The sequence below is a fragment of the Bradyrhizobium sp. ARR65 genome, from assembly GCF_000472385.1.
Lineage (GTDB): Bacteria > Pseudomonadota > Alphaproteobacteria > Rhizobiales > Xanthobacteraceae > Bradyrhizobium.
In genome coordinates this window covers 1-16,251 of record NZ_AWZU01000002.1, presented here as the reverse complement: position 1 = coordinate 16,251, position 16,251 = coordinate 1, and the positions used below count along the sequence as shown (strand labels likewise).

The following is a 16,251-nucleotide window of genomic DNA, read 5'->3' as shown; positions in this document are numbered from 1 at the left end:
AGTATTTCCGTGCCATGGTGATCCTCCCGGTAGCGATGGTGTAAATCGTTGCCGCAGGCGTTGGTTCCACATTTGCAACAAGGACGACGCTAGTCGGGCGCGCGCAGGCGATAGCCGATGCCTGTCTCGGTCAGCACGAATTGCGGACGTTCGGGATCGGCTTCGATCTTCTGCCGAAGCTGACGCACATAGACGCGAAGATATTGCGCGTCGGTCAGCTCGTCCCAAAGCTCCTTCAAGAGGAAGCGGTGAGTCAGCACCTTGCCGGCGTGCTGCACCAGCACGCGCAAGAGCTCGTATTCCTTTGGTGACAGCTTTATATCGCGGTCGCCGACCTTGACCATGCGACGCACCAGATCGACCGAGAGGTCGCCTGTGCGAAACACCGGCCGCTCGCCCTGGACCTGCAATTGATGCCGCAGCGCCGCGCGCAGGCGCGCCAGCAGCTCGTCCATCCCGAAAGGCTTCGTCAGGTAGTCGTCGGCGCCGAGATCGAGCGCCTGCACCTTGCCGGCCTCATCGCCCCGGCTCGACAATACCACGATCGGCACGCTCTCGTCGCGTGCCCGGATCACCCGCAACAGTTCATGCCCCTGGATGTCCGGCAGACCCAAGTCCAGAATGATCAGCGCGGGGCGCTGCGCGAGCAATTCGAGCGCCGTCTTGCCGTTCGGCGCCTCGAGAATTTCATAGCCTTGGGTGGTCAGGCCCATCCGCAGCAATTTGCGGATCGGCGGCTCGTCGTCAATGACAAGCACCTTGATCAGGGGCGCACTCATGCCGCGGTGTCCAGAGTCTTGACTTGCGCCGGAATCGGCAAGCGGATGGTCAGCACGGCGCCGCGGCGGTCGCTGCGGTTGGCGGCAAAGATCTTGCCATGCATCGCTTCGATAAAGCCGCGCGAGATCGCAAGGCCCAGACCGGTGCCGGGACGCACATGGTCGGTCTTCTGTACCCGATAAAACTTGTCGAACACGCTCTCGAGCTCTCCCGGCGGAATGCCCTCGCCTTCATCGGCGACCTGCAGCGACACCGAATCCTTGTCGCGCAAAGTCCGGATCGAGATCGTGGTGTCCGGCGGCGAATATTTGGCGGCATTGTCCAGCAGATTGAACAGCACCTGTTCGAACAGCACGGCGTCAAGCTCCAGCATCGGCAGATCCGCGTCCGACTCCAGCGAGATCTTGTGCCGCGCCAGGATCTTGCCGGCGCGCCGAAGCGCGCTGCCCACGATCTCGCCGACATCATGGAGCGCGGTGTTCGGCACGATGGCACCGGATTCCAGCTTGGTCATATCGAGCAAATTGGCGATGAAACGGTTGAGCCGTTCGGATTCGTCGATCACCGTGGCCAGCAGGTCGCGCTTTTGCTGGTCGGAAAGACCGCTCTCGAGATCACGCATAGCGGACGCGGCGCCGAGCACTGAGGCGAGCGGCGTCTTCAAATCATGGGAGATCGAGGTCAGCAGCGCCGAGCGCAGCCGCTCCGATTCAATCGTGCGCTTGACCTGATCCATGTCCTCCACCAGCAGGACCCGTTCGATCGCAAGCGCTCCCTGGTCGACCAGCGCGTCGAGCAGCCGGCGCTGGTCCGGCGTCAGCAATGGCCCGGTTCGGTCGTTATCGATGCCGATCACGCCGATCGAGCCGCGGCCGGTGCGCATGGGCAGGAACAAGCGCTTGGCGCCCGGCAGCGTGTCCGAACCGCGGCCCGCGGGCCGGTCGTTGCTCCACGCCCAGTTCGCGGCGGCAAGATCGGCCTGGTCGAGCTGATCCTCGGGCGGATAGCCGGCCTTCACCGTCAGCACGCCCTGTTCGGGCAGCAACAGCACGACGCGGACCTTCAGCATCAGCGCGGTCTGATACGCGGTTGCCCACAACACGTCATCCAGAGTCGCCGTACCCGCAAGCTTGCGGCTGAATGCATAAAGTTGTTCGGTCATCCTGATGCGGCCGATCGCCGTGTCGGCTTGGGTGCGCACGCGGCCCGCGACATTCGACACCAGGATCGCGATCAGCATGAAAAAGAAGAAGGCCGCGATGTTGGTCGGGTCGGTGATCGTGAAGGTATAGACCGGTGGCAGGAAGAAGAAATTGTAGCACAACGAGGCCGCGACGCTCGCCAAGAGCGATGGCCACAAGCCGTAGCGCACGGCAACCACTACCACGGCGGTCAGGAATACCAAATCGACGTTCTCGACCCCGAACCATGGCTGGATCAACTCAGCGACGGCAAGACCAACTGCCGAGATAGCAAGCGCCATCAGATAGGGCCGCGCATTAAAGGGTTCACTGCGCGCGGCCGTCTGCACCGTATTCTTCAGAACCGGCGCCGCCGGCAATTCCTCGCCGGCGATCACGTTGATGGTGATATTCCCGGCACGCCGCACCAGATCATGCACCACCGAGCCGCGCATGATCTCGAACAGTCGCGAACGTGTGGATTTGCCGATGATGATCTGCGTGACGTTATTGGCCTGCGCGAATTTGATGATGTCGTCGGCGATGCGCCGCTCCACGCCCGGAATGGTGAGGGCCTCGCCCCCCAGCGCCTCGGCGAGCCGCAAGGTATCCGCCAGCCGATCACGCTCCTCATCGGTCAGTTGCAGGCTGCGCCGGGTTTCGATGCTGATCGCGGTCCAGGGCGCGTGCACCCGATCGGCCAGCCGCTTGGTATAGCGCACGAGCCCCGCCGCGCGCGGGTCCTCACTGACGCAGACCAGGATGCGCTCGCCGGCGGCCCACGGCCCGGCGATCGCATTGGCTTGCATGTGCGTGAGTAGCTGCTCATCGACCCGCTCGGCGGTGCGGCGGAGCGCCAGCTCGCGCAGGGCGGTCAGGTTTCCCGGCGAGAAATAATGCTCCAGCGCGCGCTCGGCCTGTTTGGGGACATAGACCTTGCCCTCCTTCAGCCGCTGGATCAGATCGTCCGGCGTGAGATCGATGAGCTCGATCTCATCCGCACGGTCGAACACCGAATCCGGCACGGTCTCGCGCACCCGCACATGCGTGATCTGGGCGACCACGTCGTTGAGACTTTCAATGTGCTGGATGTTGACCGCCGTATGGACGTCGATGCCGCGCGACAGCAGCTCCTCGACGTCCAGGTAGCGCTTGGGGTGGCGACTGCCTGGCGCGTTGGTGTGGGCCAGCTCGTCGACGACAGCGATCTGCGGGTGGCGTGCGATCACTGCATCAAGGTCCATCTCCTCGATGATCTGGCCCCTATATTCGAGCCGCTTGCGGGGAATGATTTCGAACCCACGCAGCAATGCCTCTGTCTCCGCGCGGCCGTGGGTCTCGACGAAGCCGATCAAGATATCGGCCCCGCCCTTCAACCGGGCATGCGCGCTCTGCAGCATCTCGTAGGTTTTGCCGACTCCAGGCGCGGCGCCGACGAAAATCTTCAGCCGTCCGACGCCGCCATGCTCGCGCTTTGCTGCCTGCAGCAGGGCTTCCGGCAGGGGCCGTTGTTCGGGATCGCGACGCTGATTTGCCATGGACTATTATAGGCACAGGCAAGGTGGCTGCGCGAGCCTCGCATGCCTCATTTGGCCGCCGCGTCGAGCGCAAGATTCAGCGCCAGCACGTTGACCCGTGGCTCGCCGAATAATCCGAGCAGGCGGCCTTGCGTGTTCTGGGTGACCAGGTCGCGGACGCGCTCCTGCGGCATGTTGCGCGCCTTTGCGACCCGAGGCACCTGGAACAGTGCAGCCTCAGGCGAGATATCGGGATCGAGGCCGCTGGCCGATGTCGTGACGAGATCGACCGGGACGGGGCTCGCAGGATTTTCCGCTTTCAGTTTTTCGACGCCCTCCTTGAGACGATCGCTGAGCACCTTGCTGGTCGGACCGAGATTGGACCCGCCCGAATTGGCCGCATTGTAAGGCGCCGCTACGGTCTTGGTCGAATCGTTCGGGTCCGGCGCCGTAGTTGCGGACGGACGGCCATGGAAATATCCCTCACTCTTGAACTCCTGGCCGATCAGGGCGGAGCCGACCACCTTGCCGTCTCTATCGATTAGGCTCCCTTGCGCCTGCTGCGGAAAGATCGCGCCGGCGACGCCGGTCATGACGAGCGGATAGGCCACGCCCGTGATCAGCGTGAGTGCCAGAAGCACAAATATCGCGGGACGAATTTCTCTTAACATGTTTGTCTCCTAATGTCGTCCGTCATTACGCGGCGATGCCAACGGGTCCGACCCATGGCCGGCCCGGGCTCGCCTCCTCCAGGCGCCCTGGAATGGCACCTGCGTAATATTCCGCATCTCCTTCATCCCTTCGCTCGCAATGCCGATCAGGCCAAATGCAGGGCCGCGACCGCGAGGTCGATGGCCTTGATGCCGATGAAGGGAATAACGATGCCACCCAGACCGTAGATCAGCAGGTTGCGCCGCAAGAGCGCGCCGGCACCTATCGCACGGTAGGCCACGCCTTTCAGAGCGAGCGGAATCAGCGCGATGATGACTAGCGCATTGAAGATGATCGCCGACAGGATCGCGCTCTGCGGGCTCGCCAAGTGCATGACATTGAGCACGCTGAGCTGCGGATAGAAGGCAAGGAACATCGCGGGGATAATGGCGAAATATTTCGCGACGTCATTGGCAATCGAGAACGTCGTCAGCGCACCGCGCGTCATCAACAGTTGCTTACCGATCTCGACGACCTCGATCAGTTTGGTCGGATTGGAGTCGAGATCGACCATGTTGCCGGCCTCGCGGGCGGCCTGCGTGCCCGTGTTCATGGCAACGCCGACGTCGGCTTGCGCCAGCGCAGGCGCGTCGTTGGTGCCGTCGCCGCACATCGCCACCAGCTTGCCCTTGGCCTGTTCGTCGCGGATCAGCTTCAGCTTGTCCTCGGGCGTCGCCTGGGCAAGGAAGTCGTCCACTCCGGCTTCGGCGGCGATAGCGGCCGCCGTCATCGGATTATCGCCTGTTATCATGATGGTGCGGATGCCCATACGACGCAGTTCGGCAAACCGCTCGCGGATGCCTCCCTTGACGATGTCCTTGAGGTGCACGACGCCGAGCAGCCGGCCGTCCTTCGCTACCGCAAGCGGCGTTCCGCCCGACTTGGCGATCTCGTCTGCAATCGACTGGACCTCACGCCCCACGTCCGATAGCGCCGCCGGCTGCACCATCCGCGCAACGTTGCCGGAGGCCACGAGCTGGGTACCGTCAGTGACATAGTTGAGGATGGCGTCGACCGCGCCTTTGCGCACCGACGAGCCGCCCGCATCGACGCCGCTCATGCGGGTCTGCGCCGTAAACGGAACGAAGATAGCGCCAAGTTCGCCCATATCGCGACCGCGGATACCGTACTTCTCCTTCGCGAGCACGACAATCGAGCGACCCTCCGGGGTCTCGTCGGCGAGCGAAGCAAGCTGCGCCGCATCCGCAAGCTCCTGTTCGGTCACGCCGAGCACGGGGCGGAAGGCGGTGGCCTGACGATTGCCAAGGGTGATGGTGCCGGTCTTGTCGAGCAGCAGGGTATCGACGTCGCCGGCAGCTTCGACCGCGCGGCCGGACATCGCCAGCACGTTGAAGCGTACCAGGCGATCCATGCCCGCGATCCCGATCGCCGACAACAGCGCGCCGATGGTGGTCGGGATCAGGGTCACGAACAGCGCGACCAGGATCACGACCGAAATCTGTCCGCCCGCATAGGATGCGTAGCTGGGGATGGTAACGGTCGCAAAGACGAAGATGATCGTGAGCCCCGCGAGCAGGATGTTGAGCGCGATCTCATTCGGCGTCTTCTGCCGCTCCGCACCTTCGACCAGCTTGATCATGCGGTCGATGAAGGTCGAGCCCTGCTCGGCCGTGATGCGGACGCGGATCCAGTCCGACAGCACCTGGGTGCCGCCGGTGACGGCCGAACGGTCACCGCCGGATTCGCGGATCACCGGCGCGGATTCCCCGGTGATCGCCGCCTCGTTGACCGACGCAACACCTTCAATGACTTCGCCGTCGGACGGAATGATGTCGCCGGCCTCGACCAGAACGATGTCGCCCATCTTGAGGCTGGTGCCGGGCACCAGATGATAGGTCCCGTCGGAGCCGTTCAGCAGCTTGGCCTGGCTTTCCGTTCGCGTCTTGCGCAGCGATTCAGCCTGCGCCTTGCCACGCCCCTCGGCGACCGCTTCGGCGAAGTTGGCGAACAGCACCGTGAACCACAGCCAGAGAATAATCTGGAAGGTGAACCCGAGATCGGCACTCCCTGTCACGAGATCGCGCAGAAAGATCACGGTGGTCAACGCAGCCACGATCTCGACCACGAACATCACCGGGTTCTTCATCATTACTCGCGGATCGAGCTTGATGAAGGAGGCCTTGATCGCGGGCACCACGATCTTCGGATCCAGCATCGTAGCGACTGGCATCCGCTTATTCATCTTAACGACAGGTTCCATGGATGTAGCTCCAAATGCGCTCGCTCAGAACAGCGCGCCCGCGGTCATCGCGAGGTGTTCGACGATTGGCCCAAGCGCGAGCGCCGGGAAGAAGGTGAGGCCGCCGATGATCAGGATCACGCCGACGACGAGACCGACGAACAGGCCGCCAGTGGTTGGGAACGTACCCATCGACGGCGGAATCGATTTCTTGCCGGCCAATGACCCCGCGATCGCCATCGCGGGGATGATCATGAAGAAACGGCCGACGAACATCGCGCATGCGAGCGTCAGGTTGTAAAAGAAAGTGTTGCCGGAGAGGCCCGCGAATGCCGAGCCATTATTCCCGGTCGACGAGGTATAAGCGTAAAGCACCTCGGTAAAGCCATGCGGGCCGGCGTTGTTCATGGCGGACACCGGTCCTGGCAACACCACGGCAACCGCGGTCCAGCCGAGATACATCAGGGGCAGCACCAAAATTGCCAGCATCGCCATCTTCACTTCGCGCGCCTCGATCTTCTTGCCAACATATTCCGGCGTGCGGCCGACCATGAGCCCTGCTACGAAAATCGAGATGGTGACGAAGAGCAGCATGCCGTAGAGACCGGCGCCGACGCCGCCGACGATGATTTCGCCGAGCTGCATATTGATCAGCGGGATCATGCCGCCGAGCCCGGTGAAACTGTCATGCATGGCGTTGACCGCGCCGCATGATGCGGCAGTGGTGATGACAGCAAACAGCGAGGAGGCAACGATGCCGAAGCGGACTTCCTTGCCCTCCATGTTGCCGCCGGTCAGCCCCAGCGTATGCATCATCGTGGTGCTATTTGCTTCCGCCCAATAAGTGATGGCGACGCCGGCGATGAACAGCACGCCCATCACGGCCAAAATCGCCCAGCCCTGGCGCTGGTTTCCGACCATACGGCCGAACACGTTCGTCAGCGCGGCGCCGATCGCAAAGATCGAAATGATTTGCACGAAGTTGGAGAGCGCCGTGGGATTCTCGAAAGGATGCGCGGCGTTGGCATTGAAGAAGCCGCCACCATTGGTGCCCAGCATCTTGATCGCGACTTGCGAGGCAACCGGGCCGACCGCAATGGTCTGCTTCGCGCCTTCCAATGTGGCGGCTTCGACGTAATCGCCGAGCGTCTGCGGCATGCCCTGCCAGACGAGGAAGAGCGTGTAGACGATACAGATCGGCAGCAGCACATAGAGCGTGCAGCGGGTGATGTCGATCCAGAAATTACCGACGGTTCGCATCGAGGCACGTGCAAAGCCGCGAATCAACGCGACCGCGAGCACGATGCCGGTAGCCGCGGACAGAAAGTTCTGATGTGTTAGACCGACCATCTGCGTCAAGTAGGAAAGCGTGCTTTCTCCACCGTAGTTCTGCCAGTTGGTGTTGGTGATGAAGCTGATCGCCGTATTGAACGACAGGTCCTCGGCAACAGCGGACTGACCGGCCGGATTGAACGGCAACAATGCCTGCAGCCGCATCAGCCCATAGATGATGAGGAAGCCGCCGACATGAAAGAGCAGCATGGCAGCCGTATAGGTCAGCCAATGCTGCTCGCGCCTCTCATCGACGCCCCCGATCCAGTAGATACCTGCCTCCACTGGACGCAATACCGGCGACAGGAAGGTGCGCTCGCCGTTGAAGACCCGCGTCATGTACCAGCCAAGCGGTTTGACCAGCGCGACTATGACGATGCAATAAAGGATGATTTGAAGCCAACCGATCACGGTCATGGGAGTGAGCCTTTGGGAAGACGCGCTTTCAGGACCGGCGGATCAGAACCGCTCGGGTCGCAGTAGGGCGTAGGTCAGGTAGATCAAGAGGCCACAGGAGACGAGGCCAGCGAGCGAATAGTCGAATATCATGGCTTGATCCGTTACAGCCGTTCGCAGGCATAGGTGTAGCCAATCCCGACCGCGAAGAATAACAGCGCCAGCGCCAGCATCAGGACATCCATCATGGCTTGCTCCTTGTTGCACCAAATCGGTGCGCAATGATTTGCTCGACTCCGGAAGGGACGGCTTGCGAAATCAACGACCCTAGTCGTGACCGTGCGCCTGCCGGTATCGCTGGCCGTGAGGTGCCACTCCGCGCATATGTTTTCGAGACGGGGGCATCGGCCACGTTATAAGAATCTTATAAAGATTCAGCGTCCCGGAACGACCATCCGATGCGCGTCCGCGTTAGAAGCGCTCGATTTCATCGGCCGATCAACGCAGTTGCAACGTCACTCGGTCTACATGCGGAGGACCAGCCACGGCTAGAACCATAAACATCCGCCGGTCTTGCGACATTTACGCCTCGCCTATATTTCGCTGCCTCGCCTCATCTCGTTTTCAAACGCGCTTCTGACCATCTTGTCGACAGGAGCCGCTCGTTGAGGGCTGGCACTTGTTCATGCGTGATGATGTCATGCCGTTTTCCGAACATTCTGATCCTCTTGCCATCTGTGACCGGCTCCGCAATGCAACAATCGTCACGCCGGGGCTGATGATGGAAATCGTCGAAGCCGCTTGCCGGCGTCTTCCAGCCGGCAGACAGACCACCAACCCGGCGCGGATCAGAGGCTTGATCGATGCGCACGCCTGGACCGACGCGGCGCTGGCCTTGGTCGATCTGGAACTGCCGTCATGGCGAATCCGCCGCATCGCCTATGATGCCGGCGACTGGTACTGCGCGCTGTCGCGGCAACGCGAACTTCCAGATTGGCTGGATCAGTCGATCGAAAGCAGGCACGCCGACCTGGCGATTGCAATCCTGAGCGCGCTCGTTGAAGCCCAAATCACCGAAAAGCAACCTTCGGGGCCCGGCGTTCCGGCCGCTCTTCGAAACATGAGTTCAGATCACATTTCGCTTTGCTGCGAGAACTTCGCGTAAGTCGAAAAGAGTCAACATCGGAGGCCGCATCGTGGCGCAGCCGCAAAATCTACCGCAACAGAGTTCAGGCCAGGTGCTGGCCCGCTTCGGAGCGCGAATGGCGATACTGTTTGCCTTTGCCGCCTTCGGCAGCATCGGCCTTGCCAGAAGCCTTGCGACGCTGATGTGGATGGCAGTCGTGTTCACCGCGCTGCTTGCGATCATCAAGCGTGAGCAGCCCTTTACAGGCGCGCTCAACCATTGGGACGAGGTGGTGGCCTGTGCAGCCGTGTTCTGCCTGGCCAGCGCCGTCAGTCATTCAATGCCGGTCTGACGCCGGGCTCTTATGCAACGCTTATGCGATCGGCGTCCCGGCTCTCTCGAATTCATACTTGGCCAGAAAGATCTTGGGCATGCGCGAGTCAAGCATGACTGCGGCCGAGCGCCTTCGGACATCGGCAGAAATTGATGATGGGCCAAGCGGCCGGCTGCAGTGGAGCATGGTGATCATGACCTTTGGAAGGACTAATACCATGAAGCTCTTCGAACCTCCCTCCCGCAGCTCTGCTTCATCTACCCTCGTCCTCATCGGCAGGAACCGCCGCGGCGAATGGGTTGCTCGTGAACAGCACGGCCTCTTCGGCGGCCTGTTCATCAACCGCGCGCAAGCCATTAAATATGCGCTGTTCGAGAACGGCCATCATCCGGAAGCTATCGTGGAGCTGCCGCGCGATGTCGAGATCGACATTCTCTCTCCGAGTCCGCGGCTCGTCGCGTTGGGCGAGCCGGCCCAAGCTGATGTCGCTGCAGCGCTTCCGCCGATCGCGGATCGACAGTGAAGAGCGATACCTATGGATCAGACGGGTTCAGCCGAATGGCACGCGAGGATGCTGCAAGCCTGGCATCTGGCGCTTCTGCGCTTTGCCGTCATGCGAGACAATGCCGACAGGCTAAGCGTGCTTGCTATCGCCAATGAAATGGACAGGCTTGGGCGACCGCAGGATACGACGTCGGATTTCGGTTTCTTTCGCAGGATCAGCGCAGAGTTCTGCGCGGCTGTGCTCGCATCAAACGATGCTGCCACGCACGTATTGCGACAGCACCTGGCCCGAATTGACAGTCCCCGCTTGCAGCGCGCCCTTGCCGCGGCGCTCGAAATCGACCAGTGCGCGCCGGCGCCGATCAAGCGAGCCGTGAAGCCCGCGGGCGCGCTGTGGAAGGGGCTCCCTTCACGAAGCAATATGCGCGCCTGAACTCTGGCCATTGCCCGCAGCGCGCTATCCACCCTCTTTATAGCTTTCCTGCATATGCGTGCCGGCCTTGCTATTTGCCGCAGCAGCGCTTTGGCGGAATCATCGCGCTGAAGATGGCGATCTACTCTCTCGCGCTTTGGTTTTGGTGCACCTGAGACGCCGACCACCGCTTGCAAATTCGCGGCGTCGCGCCGAGGTCAAGCGGTCCGCCTTTGGGTGGGAGGGGCGACTTATTCCCGAATTATTTCAAAAAATTTTACTGACGTAACGCGAAACCAAACGGCCCGGGATGATACTCAATGAGTGATGTTGGAAGTGCTCCTTACAAAGCGCGGCCGGGCGCGATGGGAATGGCGGGTCTGCGACTCGTCCGGCAAGACCATCATGGGCGCCTCGGAAATCAGCCGCGCCGAGGCCAAATATCAGGGCGAACGGGCCCTGTTTCTGCTCCTGTTGACGACCGCCAGGACCCTTGATCCCGGCCAGGTCGCCGTGGGGCTCGCCCCGATTGCGGCACGCCGGAGCCGTCCAAAGCGGGATCGCGATGTCGGCGACGCCGCAAGCCGACCGCCCGGTCTGTAACCGGGCAGGTCCGGCGCGGCCTACTCCGCCGCAGTGCGTATCTCGACCGGTTCGACCCGCACCGCGCAGAATTTGAACTCCGGAATTTTTCCGAACGGATCGAGCGCGGGGTTGGTCAGCAGGTTGGCCGCCGCCTCCGCGTAACAGAACGGCATGAACACCATGTTCTGCGGCACGTCGCTGTCGGCGCGCACTTTCACTTCCACCGCGCCGCGGCGCGTTTCCAGCCGAATGAAGTCACCGGGCGAAAGCTGCATCCGCCGCATGTCCTTCGGCGACATGAAGGCGACCGCCTCGGGCTCGATCTCGTCGAGCACGGTGGCCCGCCGCGTCATGGCGCCGGTGTGCCAATGTTCGAGGACACGTCCCGTCGACAGCACCATCGGATATTCGTCGTCGGGCAATTCGTCCGGCGGCCGCACGTGCGCCGGCACGATCTTGCCGCGCCCGCTTTCGGTGGGGAAACCGGTCGTGAAGATGATCTCGTTGCCGGGCCTCTCCGGATCGTCGGCCGGATAGGTCACCGCGCCTTCGCGCACCAAGCGCTCCCAGCTAATGTTGTCGAGCGAGGGCATCAGTTGCGCCATCTCCGCGTAGACATCGGCCGGGCCATTGTAATTCCAGGGCAGTCCCATGCGCCGCGCGATCTCCTGGATGATCCAGAGATCCTGCCGCGCATCGCCCGGCGGCTTGATCACCTCGCGCGCGAGCTGCACGCGGCGGTCAGTGTTGGTGAAGGTGCCCGCTTTCTCAGCAAAGGCCGAGGCCGGCAGGATGACATCGGCATGGAATGCGGTCTCGGTGACGAAAAGATCCTGCACCACCAGATGCTGGAGTTTTGCCAATGCCTCGCGCGCATGCTGCAGGTCGGGGTCGGACATCGCGGGATTCTCGCCCTCGATATACATGCCCCGGATTTCGCCGGCGTGGATCGCATTCATGATCTCGACCACGGTGAGCCCGCGCACCGGATCGAGATCTTGCTGCCACATCTTCTCGAACGCACCGCGCAGATCGGCGCGGCCGACCGGCTGATAGTCGGGCAGGAACATCGGAATGAGACCGGCGTCGGACGCGCCCTGCACGTTGTTCTGGCCGCGCAGCGGATGCAGGCCGGTACCGGGACGGCCGACCTGACCGGTGATCAGCGCAAGCGCGATCAGGCAGCGCGCATTGTCAGTGCCGTGCACATGTTGGCTGATACCCATGCCCCAGAAGATGATGGAAGCACGCGAGCGCGCATACAGCCGCGCCACCTCCCGCAGGGTCTCCGCCGGAATGCCGCAGATCGGCGCCATCTTCTCCGGTGTGAAATCCTTGATCTTGGCCTTCAGCTCCTCGAAGCCTTCGGTATAGCCCGCGATATATTGCTCGTCGGTCAGGCCCTCGGTGATGATGGTGTTGATCATCGCGTTCAGAAGCGCGACGTCGCTGCCCGGCTTGAAGGCGAGATGCTTGTAGGCATGCCGCGAGAGCGCTTGCCGGCGAGGATCCATCACGATCAGCTTGGCGCCGCGCTTGGCGGCGTTCTTGATGAAAGTCGCCGCGACCGGGTGGTTTACCGTTGGATTGGCGCCGATGACGATGATCACCTCGGCTTCGAGCGCAGCGGAGAACGGCGCCGAGACCGCGCCCGAGTTCAAGCCCTCGGTGAGTGCAGCCACGGAGGAGGCGTGGCACAGACGCGTGCAGTGGTCGACGTTGTTGGAGCCAAAGCCGGTGCGCACCAGCTTCTGGAAAAGATAAGCCTCTTCGTTCGAGCCCTTGGCCGAGCCGAAGCCGGCGAGCGCCTTCGGCCCCTTCTCGTCTCGGATCTTGACCAGGCCTTTGGCGGCGATGTCGAGCGCCTCTTCCCAGCTCGCTTCACGGAAATGGGTGAAGGGGTTGGCGGGATCGACCTGGTCGTTTGCATCCTTCTTCGCATTCGGCAGCCGCACGAGCGGCTTGGTCAGGCGATGCGGGTGATGGATGTAGTCGAAGCCGAAGCGGCCCTTGACGCAAAGGCGATTGTGATTGGCCGGGCCGTCGCGGCCCTCGGCATAGATCACCTTCTCGTCCTTGACGTTGTAGGTCACCTGGCAGCCGACGCCGCAATAGGGGCAGAGCGAGTCGACCTTGCGATCCGGATAGACGACGCGGGTCTGCTTTTCATCCAGCATCACCGCCGGCATCAAGGCGCCGGTCGGGCAGGCCTGCACGCATTCGCCGCAGGCAACGCAGGTGGATTCGCCCATGGGGTCGTCGAAGTCGAACACGACCTTGGCGCCGTGGTTGCGATAGGCCATGCCGATGACGTCGTTGACCTGGACCTCGCGGCAGGCGCGCACGCACAAGCCGCATTGGATGCAGGCATCCAGATTGACCCGCATCGCCGAATGGCTGACGTCTGGTTCCCAGCGCTCGGCCCCGGGAAAGCGGCTCTCGGTGACGCCCACCTTTTCGGCCCAGTGCCAGAACTTTGAATCCGGATCGTGCGAGGTCTCGCGCGCGGGCTGGTCGGCGACCAAGAGCTCCATCACCATCTTCTGCGCCGCAACGGCGCGGGAGCTCGCGGTCCTCACCTTCATGCCGACGGTCGGCGTGCGCTTGCAGGAGGCGGCGAGCACGCGCTCGCCTTCGATCTCGACCATACAGGCGCGGCAATTGCCGTCGGGACGATAGTCCGGCGCCGGCGAATAGCAGAGATGCGGGATATCCTGGCCTTCGCGCTTGGCGACCTGCCAGATGGTCTCGCCGGGTTTCGCTTCGACCAGTTTGCCGTCGAGCTCGAACTGGATTTTCGTCATTCCGCTGCGTCCTTGAACTCGTCCGCGAAATATTTGATGACGGAAGTAAGTGGATTGGAGGCCGCTTGGCCTAACCCGCAAATCGATGCATCCCGCATCGCCTGGCTCAATTCTTCGAGCAATTGCCGGTTCCAGACCGGCCGTTCCATGAGCTGCGCCGCCTTCTGAGTTCCGACGCGGCAGGGCGTGCACTGGCCGCAACTCTCATCCTCGAAGAAGCGCATCAGGTTGAGCGCGGCCGTCCTCACGCTGTCGTGCTGCGACAGGATGACGATCGCCGCCGAACCGATGAAGCAGCCGTATTTCTCCAGCGTACCGAAATCGAGCGGGATGTCGTCCATCGACGCGGGAAGGATGCCGCCGGAGGCGCCGCCCGGCAGATAAGCGTAGAAGGTATGGCCGTCGGCCATGCCGCCGCAGAACTCGTCGATCAGTTCACGTACCGTAATGCCTGATGGTGCGAGCTTCACGCCGGGGTTTTTGACCCGGCCGGAGACCGAATAGCTGCGCAGGCCTTGTCGACCATTGCGGCCGTGGCTCTTCCACCAATCGGCGCCTTTCTCGACGATGTCCCGCACCCACCAGAGGGTTTCGACATTGTTGATCAATGTCGGCAGGCCGAACAAACCGACCTGGAACGGATAAGGCGGCTTGTGCCGCGGCAGGCCGCGCTTGCCCTCGATGCTCTCGAGGAGCGAGGATTCCTCGCCGCAGATGTAGGCTCCGGCGCCGCGGCGCAAATGCAGGACCGGACCGCCCGGCGGCAACTTCGCAATTTCGCGATCGAGGATGTCGCGACAGGCCGGATATTCGTCGCGGATGTAGATGTAGACGTCGCTCGCCTCGACGATATGTGCGCCGATCAACGTCCCCTCGAGAAAGCGGTGCGGATCGCGCTCGAGATAATAGCGGTCCTTGAACGTTCCGGGCTCGCCCTCATCGCCATTGATCGCCATCAGCCGCGGTCCCGGCTCGCCGAGCACGGCGCGCCACTTGCGTCCGGTGGGGAACCCCGCGCCGCCAAGGCCGCGCAGGCTCGCGTCGTCGAGTTGCTTCAGCACATCTTCCTTGGACAATTCGCCCGCGCGCAGCCGCTGCAGCAGCTTGTAGCCGCCATCCGCGACATAGGCCTCATAGCCGATGTATTCGGGCAGATGCGCATGGGTCTCGCCGGCTTTCGCGGCCGCGAGGACGCTCTCGACGCTGGCATGATCGACGAAGTTGTGGCCGATCTCGGCCGCAGGGGCCGTATCGCAGCGGCCGACGCACGGCGCACGCACCACGCGGATGCCCCGCCCTGATTTGCTCTGCAGGTCCTGCAGCAATTGTTCGCCGCCCATCATGGCGCAGGTCAGGGAGTCGCAGACGCGGATGGTCAGCGGCGGAATGTTTGGTTCGCCCTCCTTCACCACGTCGAAATGCGCGTAGAAGGTCGCGGTCTCGAACACTTCGGCAAAGGATAGCCGCATCGCTTCCGCGAGCGCCGCGAGATGGGCCGCGGAAATCTGCTTGTAGGTGTCCTGGATCAGGTGCAGGTGCTCGATCAGAAGATCGCGCCGCCGCGGCCGGTCGCCGAGCAACTGCTCGATTTCATGGGCGGCGACCGGATCGACTTGGCGTCCCTTCGGCGTCGCCTTCGCCCGTTTCCGCCCCTGACCCGGATGCTCGAACGAGCGAACCTGATGGACGTCATGACTCATGAATGTGTCTCGTTCCCTCACGTCTGTTTAGAACGACTCTAACTGCTGGCATGCCAGATGCCAAGAAGAAATTATAATGTCTGAATAATGATTTAAGGGGCGGAGAGGGCTGCTGCCATGCCCCTTTTGGATGACGGCCCGCGCCGGGCCCTTCAAGTCTTTTCCATGCAGTCGGCGATGTAGAACCAACGGTCGTCGCCGGCAAGTCCCTTGGCCTTCACCTCCTTGCGGCAGGCGGCGAGCTTGGGCTTGTTGGTGCTCCATTTGGCCTTCATCGCCTTCAGCTTTTGGACCGTCAGCTTCATCTTCGAGGGCTTGGCCTCGCTGCTGGCCGCTGGTGCCGTGGCGGTCTGGGCGGATGTGGTTTGAAGATGGACGGTCAAGATCAGGATCGCCACAACGCAACCGATGATGCGAAACATGAATTCCTCCTGAAATGATTTTTTGCTCTTCAGATCGGAGGGACGCGCGCTCTGCGGGCGTCCCTCCGTCAAGCAAGCCGCTGGCCAGAAATGGCGGTCAGAAGATATTGGCCGCGCTCAGCAACGTGCGGTAAACGCCCCAGGCCAGCGGGATGCCGACGAAGGCCCAGAACAGCGCGGCCTTGAGGTCGAGACCGCCCTTGCCGATGCCGAACGAGCCATGCTGGACCGCGGCCTCCTTTTGCGC

15 protein-coding genes are annotated in these 16,251 nt (G+C 62.4%); 5 read left to right on the top strand and 10 right to left on the bottom strand.

From position 1 onward, the window contains the following. Positions 1-89 precede the first annotated feature (89 nt). The 6 genes from F758_RS0102795 to F758_RS47330 all read right to left on the bottom strand — a co-directional run bounded on the left by F758_RS0102795 (position 90) and on the right by F758_RS47330 (position 8,270). Positions 90-779 carry a response regulator gene (locus F758_RS0102795; protein WP_024506417.1) on the bottom strand — a complete coding sequence of 230 codons (690 nt, stop codon included), beginning with the start codon at positions 777-779 and terminating at the stop codon, positions 90-92. After that, positions 776-3,499 carry a DUF4118 domain-containing protein gene (locus F758_RS0102790; RefSeq protein WP_024506416.1) on the bottom strand — a complete coding sequence of 908 codons (2,724 nt, stop codon included), beginning with the start codon at positions 3,497-3,499 and terminating at the stop codon, positions 776-778. Before F758_RS0102790 ends, F758_RS0102795 begins: the two co-directional genes overlap by 4 nt. Before the next feature lie 47 nt (positions 3,500-3,546). Continuing rightward, positions 3,547-4,149: a K(+)-transporting ATPase subunit C gene (locus F758_RS0102785; protein WP_024506415.1), complete on the bottom strand. Its 603-nt coding sequence runs from the start codon at positions 4,147-4,149 to the stop codon at positions 3,547-3,549. 146 nt (positions 4,150-4,295) lie between these two features. Beyond that, positions 4,296-6,410 carry a potassium-transporting ATPase subunit KdpB gene (kdpB, locus tag F758_RS0102780; RefSeq protein ID WP_024506414.1) on the bottom strand — a complete coding sequence of 705 codons (2,115 nt, stop codon included), beginning with the start codon at positions 6,408-6,410 and terminating at the stop codon, positions 4,296-4,298. A 24-nt stretch (positions 6,411-6,434) separates the two neighbouring features. Further along, a complete protein-coding gene (gene kdpA / locus F758_RS0102775) occupies positions 6,435-8,138 on the bottom strand; it encodes a potassium-transporting ATPase subunit KdpA (protein ID WP_024506413.1) in 1,704 nt (567 codons plus the stop codon). A gap of 42 nt (positions 8,139-8,180) precedes the next feature. Then, positions 8,181-8,270 (bottom strand): K(+)-transporting ATPase subunit F, encoded by a 90-nt coding sequence (locus F758_RS47330; RefSeq protein WP_084305058.1) that lies wholly within the window; start codon positions 8,268-8,270, stop codon positions 8,181-8,183. Between the two features lie 532 nt (positions 8,271-8,802). Here F758_RS47330 and F758_RS0102765 point away from each other — a divergent pair. The 5 genes from F758_RS0102765 to F758_RS0102735 all read left to right on the top strand — a co-directional run bounded on the left by F758_RS0102765 (position 8,803) and on the right by F758_RS0102735 (position 11,096). Continuing rightward, entirely contained in the window at positions 8,803-9,282 is a 480-nt protein-coding gene (locus F758_RS0102765; protein WP_198026401.1) for a hypothetical protein, read from the top strand. A 97-nt stretch (positions 9,283-9,379) separates the two neighbouring features. Further along, complete coding sequence (locus F758_RS0102760) at positions 9,380-9,595, top strand: hypothetical protein (protein ID WP_245286406.1); 216 nt, start codon at positions 9,380-9,382, stop codon at positions 9,593-9,595. Between the two features lie 199 nt (positions 9,596-9,794). Beyond that, positions 9,795-10,100 carry a hypothetical protein gene (locus F758_RS43195; protein WP_024506410.1) on the top strand — a complete coding sequence of 102 codons (306 nt, stop codon included), beginning with the start codon at positions 9,795-9,797 and terminating at the stop codon, positions 10,098-10,100. A gap of 117 nt (positions 10,101-10,217) precedes the next feature. Further along, positions 10,218-10,514: a hypothetical protein gene (locus tag F758_RS0102745; protein ID WP_157449835.1), complete on the top strand. Its 297-nt coding sequence runs from the start codon at positions 10,218-10,220 to the stop codon at positions 10,512-10,514. A 306-nt stretch (positions 10,515-10,820) separates the two neighbouring features. Then, positions 10,821-11,096 (top strand): hypothetical protein, encoded by a 276-nt coding sequence (locus tag F758_RS0102735; RefSeq protein ID WP_024506408.1) that lies wholly within the window; start codon positions 10,821-10,823, stop codon positions 11,094-11,096. 20 nt (positions 11,097-11,116) lie between these two features. On the opposite strand, the gene fdhF is transcribed toward F758_RS0102735, so the two are convergent. The 4 genes from fdhF to F758_RS53145 form a co-directional block, all read right to left on the bottom strand. Next, positions 11,117-13,882: a formate dehydrogenase subunit alpha gene (gene fdhF / locus F758_RS0102730; protein ID WP_024506407.1), complete on the bottom strand. Its 2,766-nt coding sequence runs from the start codon at positions 13,880-13,882 to the stop codon at positions 11,117-11,119. Further along, positions 13,879-15,582 carry an NADH-ubiquinone oxidoreductase-F iron-sulfur binding region domain-containing protein gene (locus F758_RS0102725; RefSeq protein WP_024506406.1) on the bottom strand — a complete coding sequence of 568 codons (1,704 nt, stop codon included), beginning with the start codon at positions 15,580-15,582 and terminating at the stop codon, positions 13,879-13,881. Before F758_RS0102725 ends, fdhF begins: the two co-directional genes overlap by 4 nt. Before the next feature lie 152 nt (positions 15,583-15,734). After that, entirely contained in the window at positions 15,735-16,004 is a 270-nt protein-coding gene (locus F758_RS0102720) for a hypothetical protein (protein ID WP_024506405.1), read from the bottom strand. A gap of 97 nt (positions 16,005-16,101) precedes the next feature. Continuing rightward, positions 16,102-16,251: MFS transporter small subunit (locus tag F758_RS53145; RefSeq protein WP_198026400.1), on the bottom strand; the 150-nt coding region annotated here is incomplete at its 5' end.

Coding starts and splice junctions, on each gene's coding strand:
- F758_RS0102795 (WP_024506417.1), bottom strand. CDS start 779: ATGAGTGCGCCCCTGATCAAGGTGCTTGTCATTGACGACGAGCCGCCG.
- F758_RS0102790 (WP_024506416.1), bottom strand. CDS start 3,499: ATGGCAAATCAGCGTCGCGATCCCGAACAACGGCCCCTGCCGGAAGCC.
- F758_RS0102785 (WP_024506415.1), bottom strand. CDS start 4,149: ATGTTAAGAGAAATTCGTCCCGCGATATTTGTGCTTCTGGCACTCACG.
- kdpB (WP_024506414.1), bottom strand. CDS start 6,410: ATGGAACCTGTCGTTAAGATGAATAAGCGGATGCCAGTCGCTACGATG.
- kdpA (WP_024506413.1), bottom strand. CDS start 8,138: ATGACCGTGATCGGTTGGCTTCAAATCATCCTTTATTGCATCGTCATA.
- F758_RS47330 (WP_084305058.1), bottom strand. CDS start 8,270: ATGATATTCGACTATTCGCTCGCTGGCCTCGTCTCCTGTGGCCTCTTG.
- F758_RS0102765 (WP_198026401.1), top strand. CDS start 8,803: ATGCGTGATGATGTCATGCCGTTTTCCGAACATTCTGATCCTCTTGCC.
- F758_RS0102760 (WP_245286406.1), top strand. CDS start 9,380: ATGGCGATACTGTTTGCCTTTGCCGCCTTCGGCAGCATCGGCCTTGCC.
- F758_RS43195 (WP_024506410.1), top strand. CDS start 9,795: ATGAAGCTCTTCGAACCTCCCTCCCGCAGCTCTGCTTCATCTACCCTC.
- F758_RS0102735 (WP_024506408.1), top strand. CDS start 10,821: ATGTTGGAAGTGCTCCTTACAAAGCGCGGCCGGGCGCGATGGGAATGG.
- fdhF (WP_024506407.1), bottom strand. CDS start 13,882: ATGACGAAAATCCAGTTCGAGCTCGACGGCAAACTGGTCGAAGCGAAA.
- F758_RS0102725 (WP_024506406.1), bottom strand. CDS start 15,582: ATGAGTCATGACGTCCATCAGGTTCGCTCGTTCGAGCATCCGGGTCAG.
- F758_RS0102720 (WP_024506405.1), bottom strand. CDS start 16,004: ATGTTTCGCATCATCGGTTGCGTTGTGGCGATCCTGATCTTGACCGTC.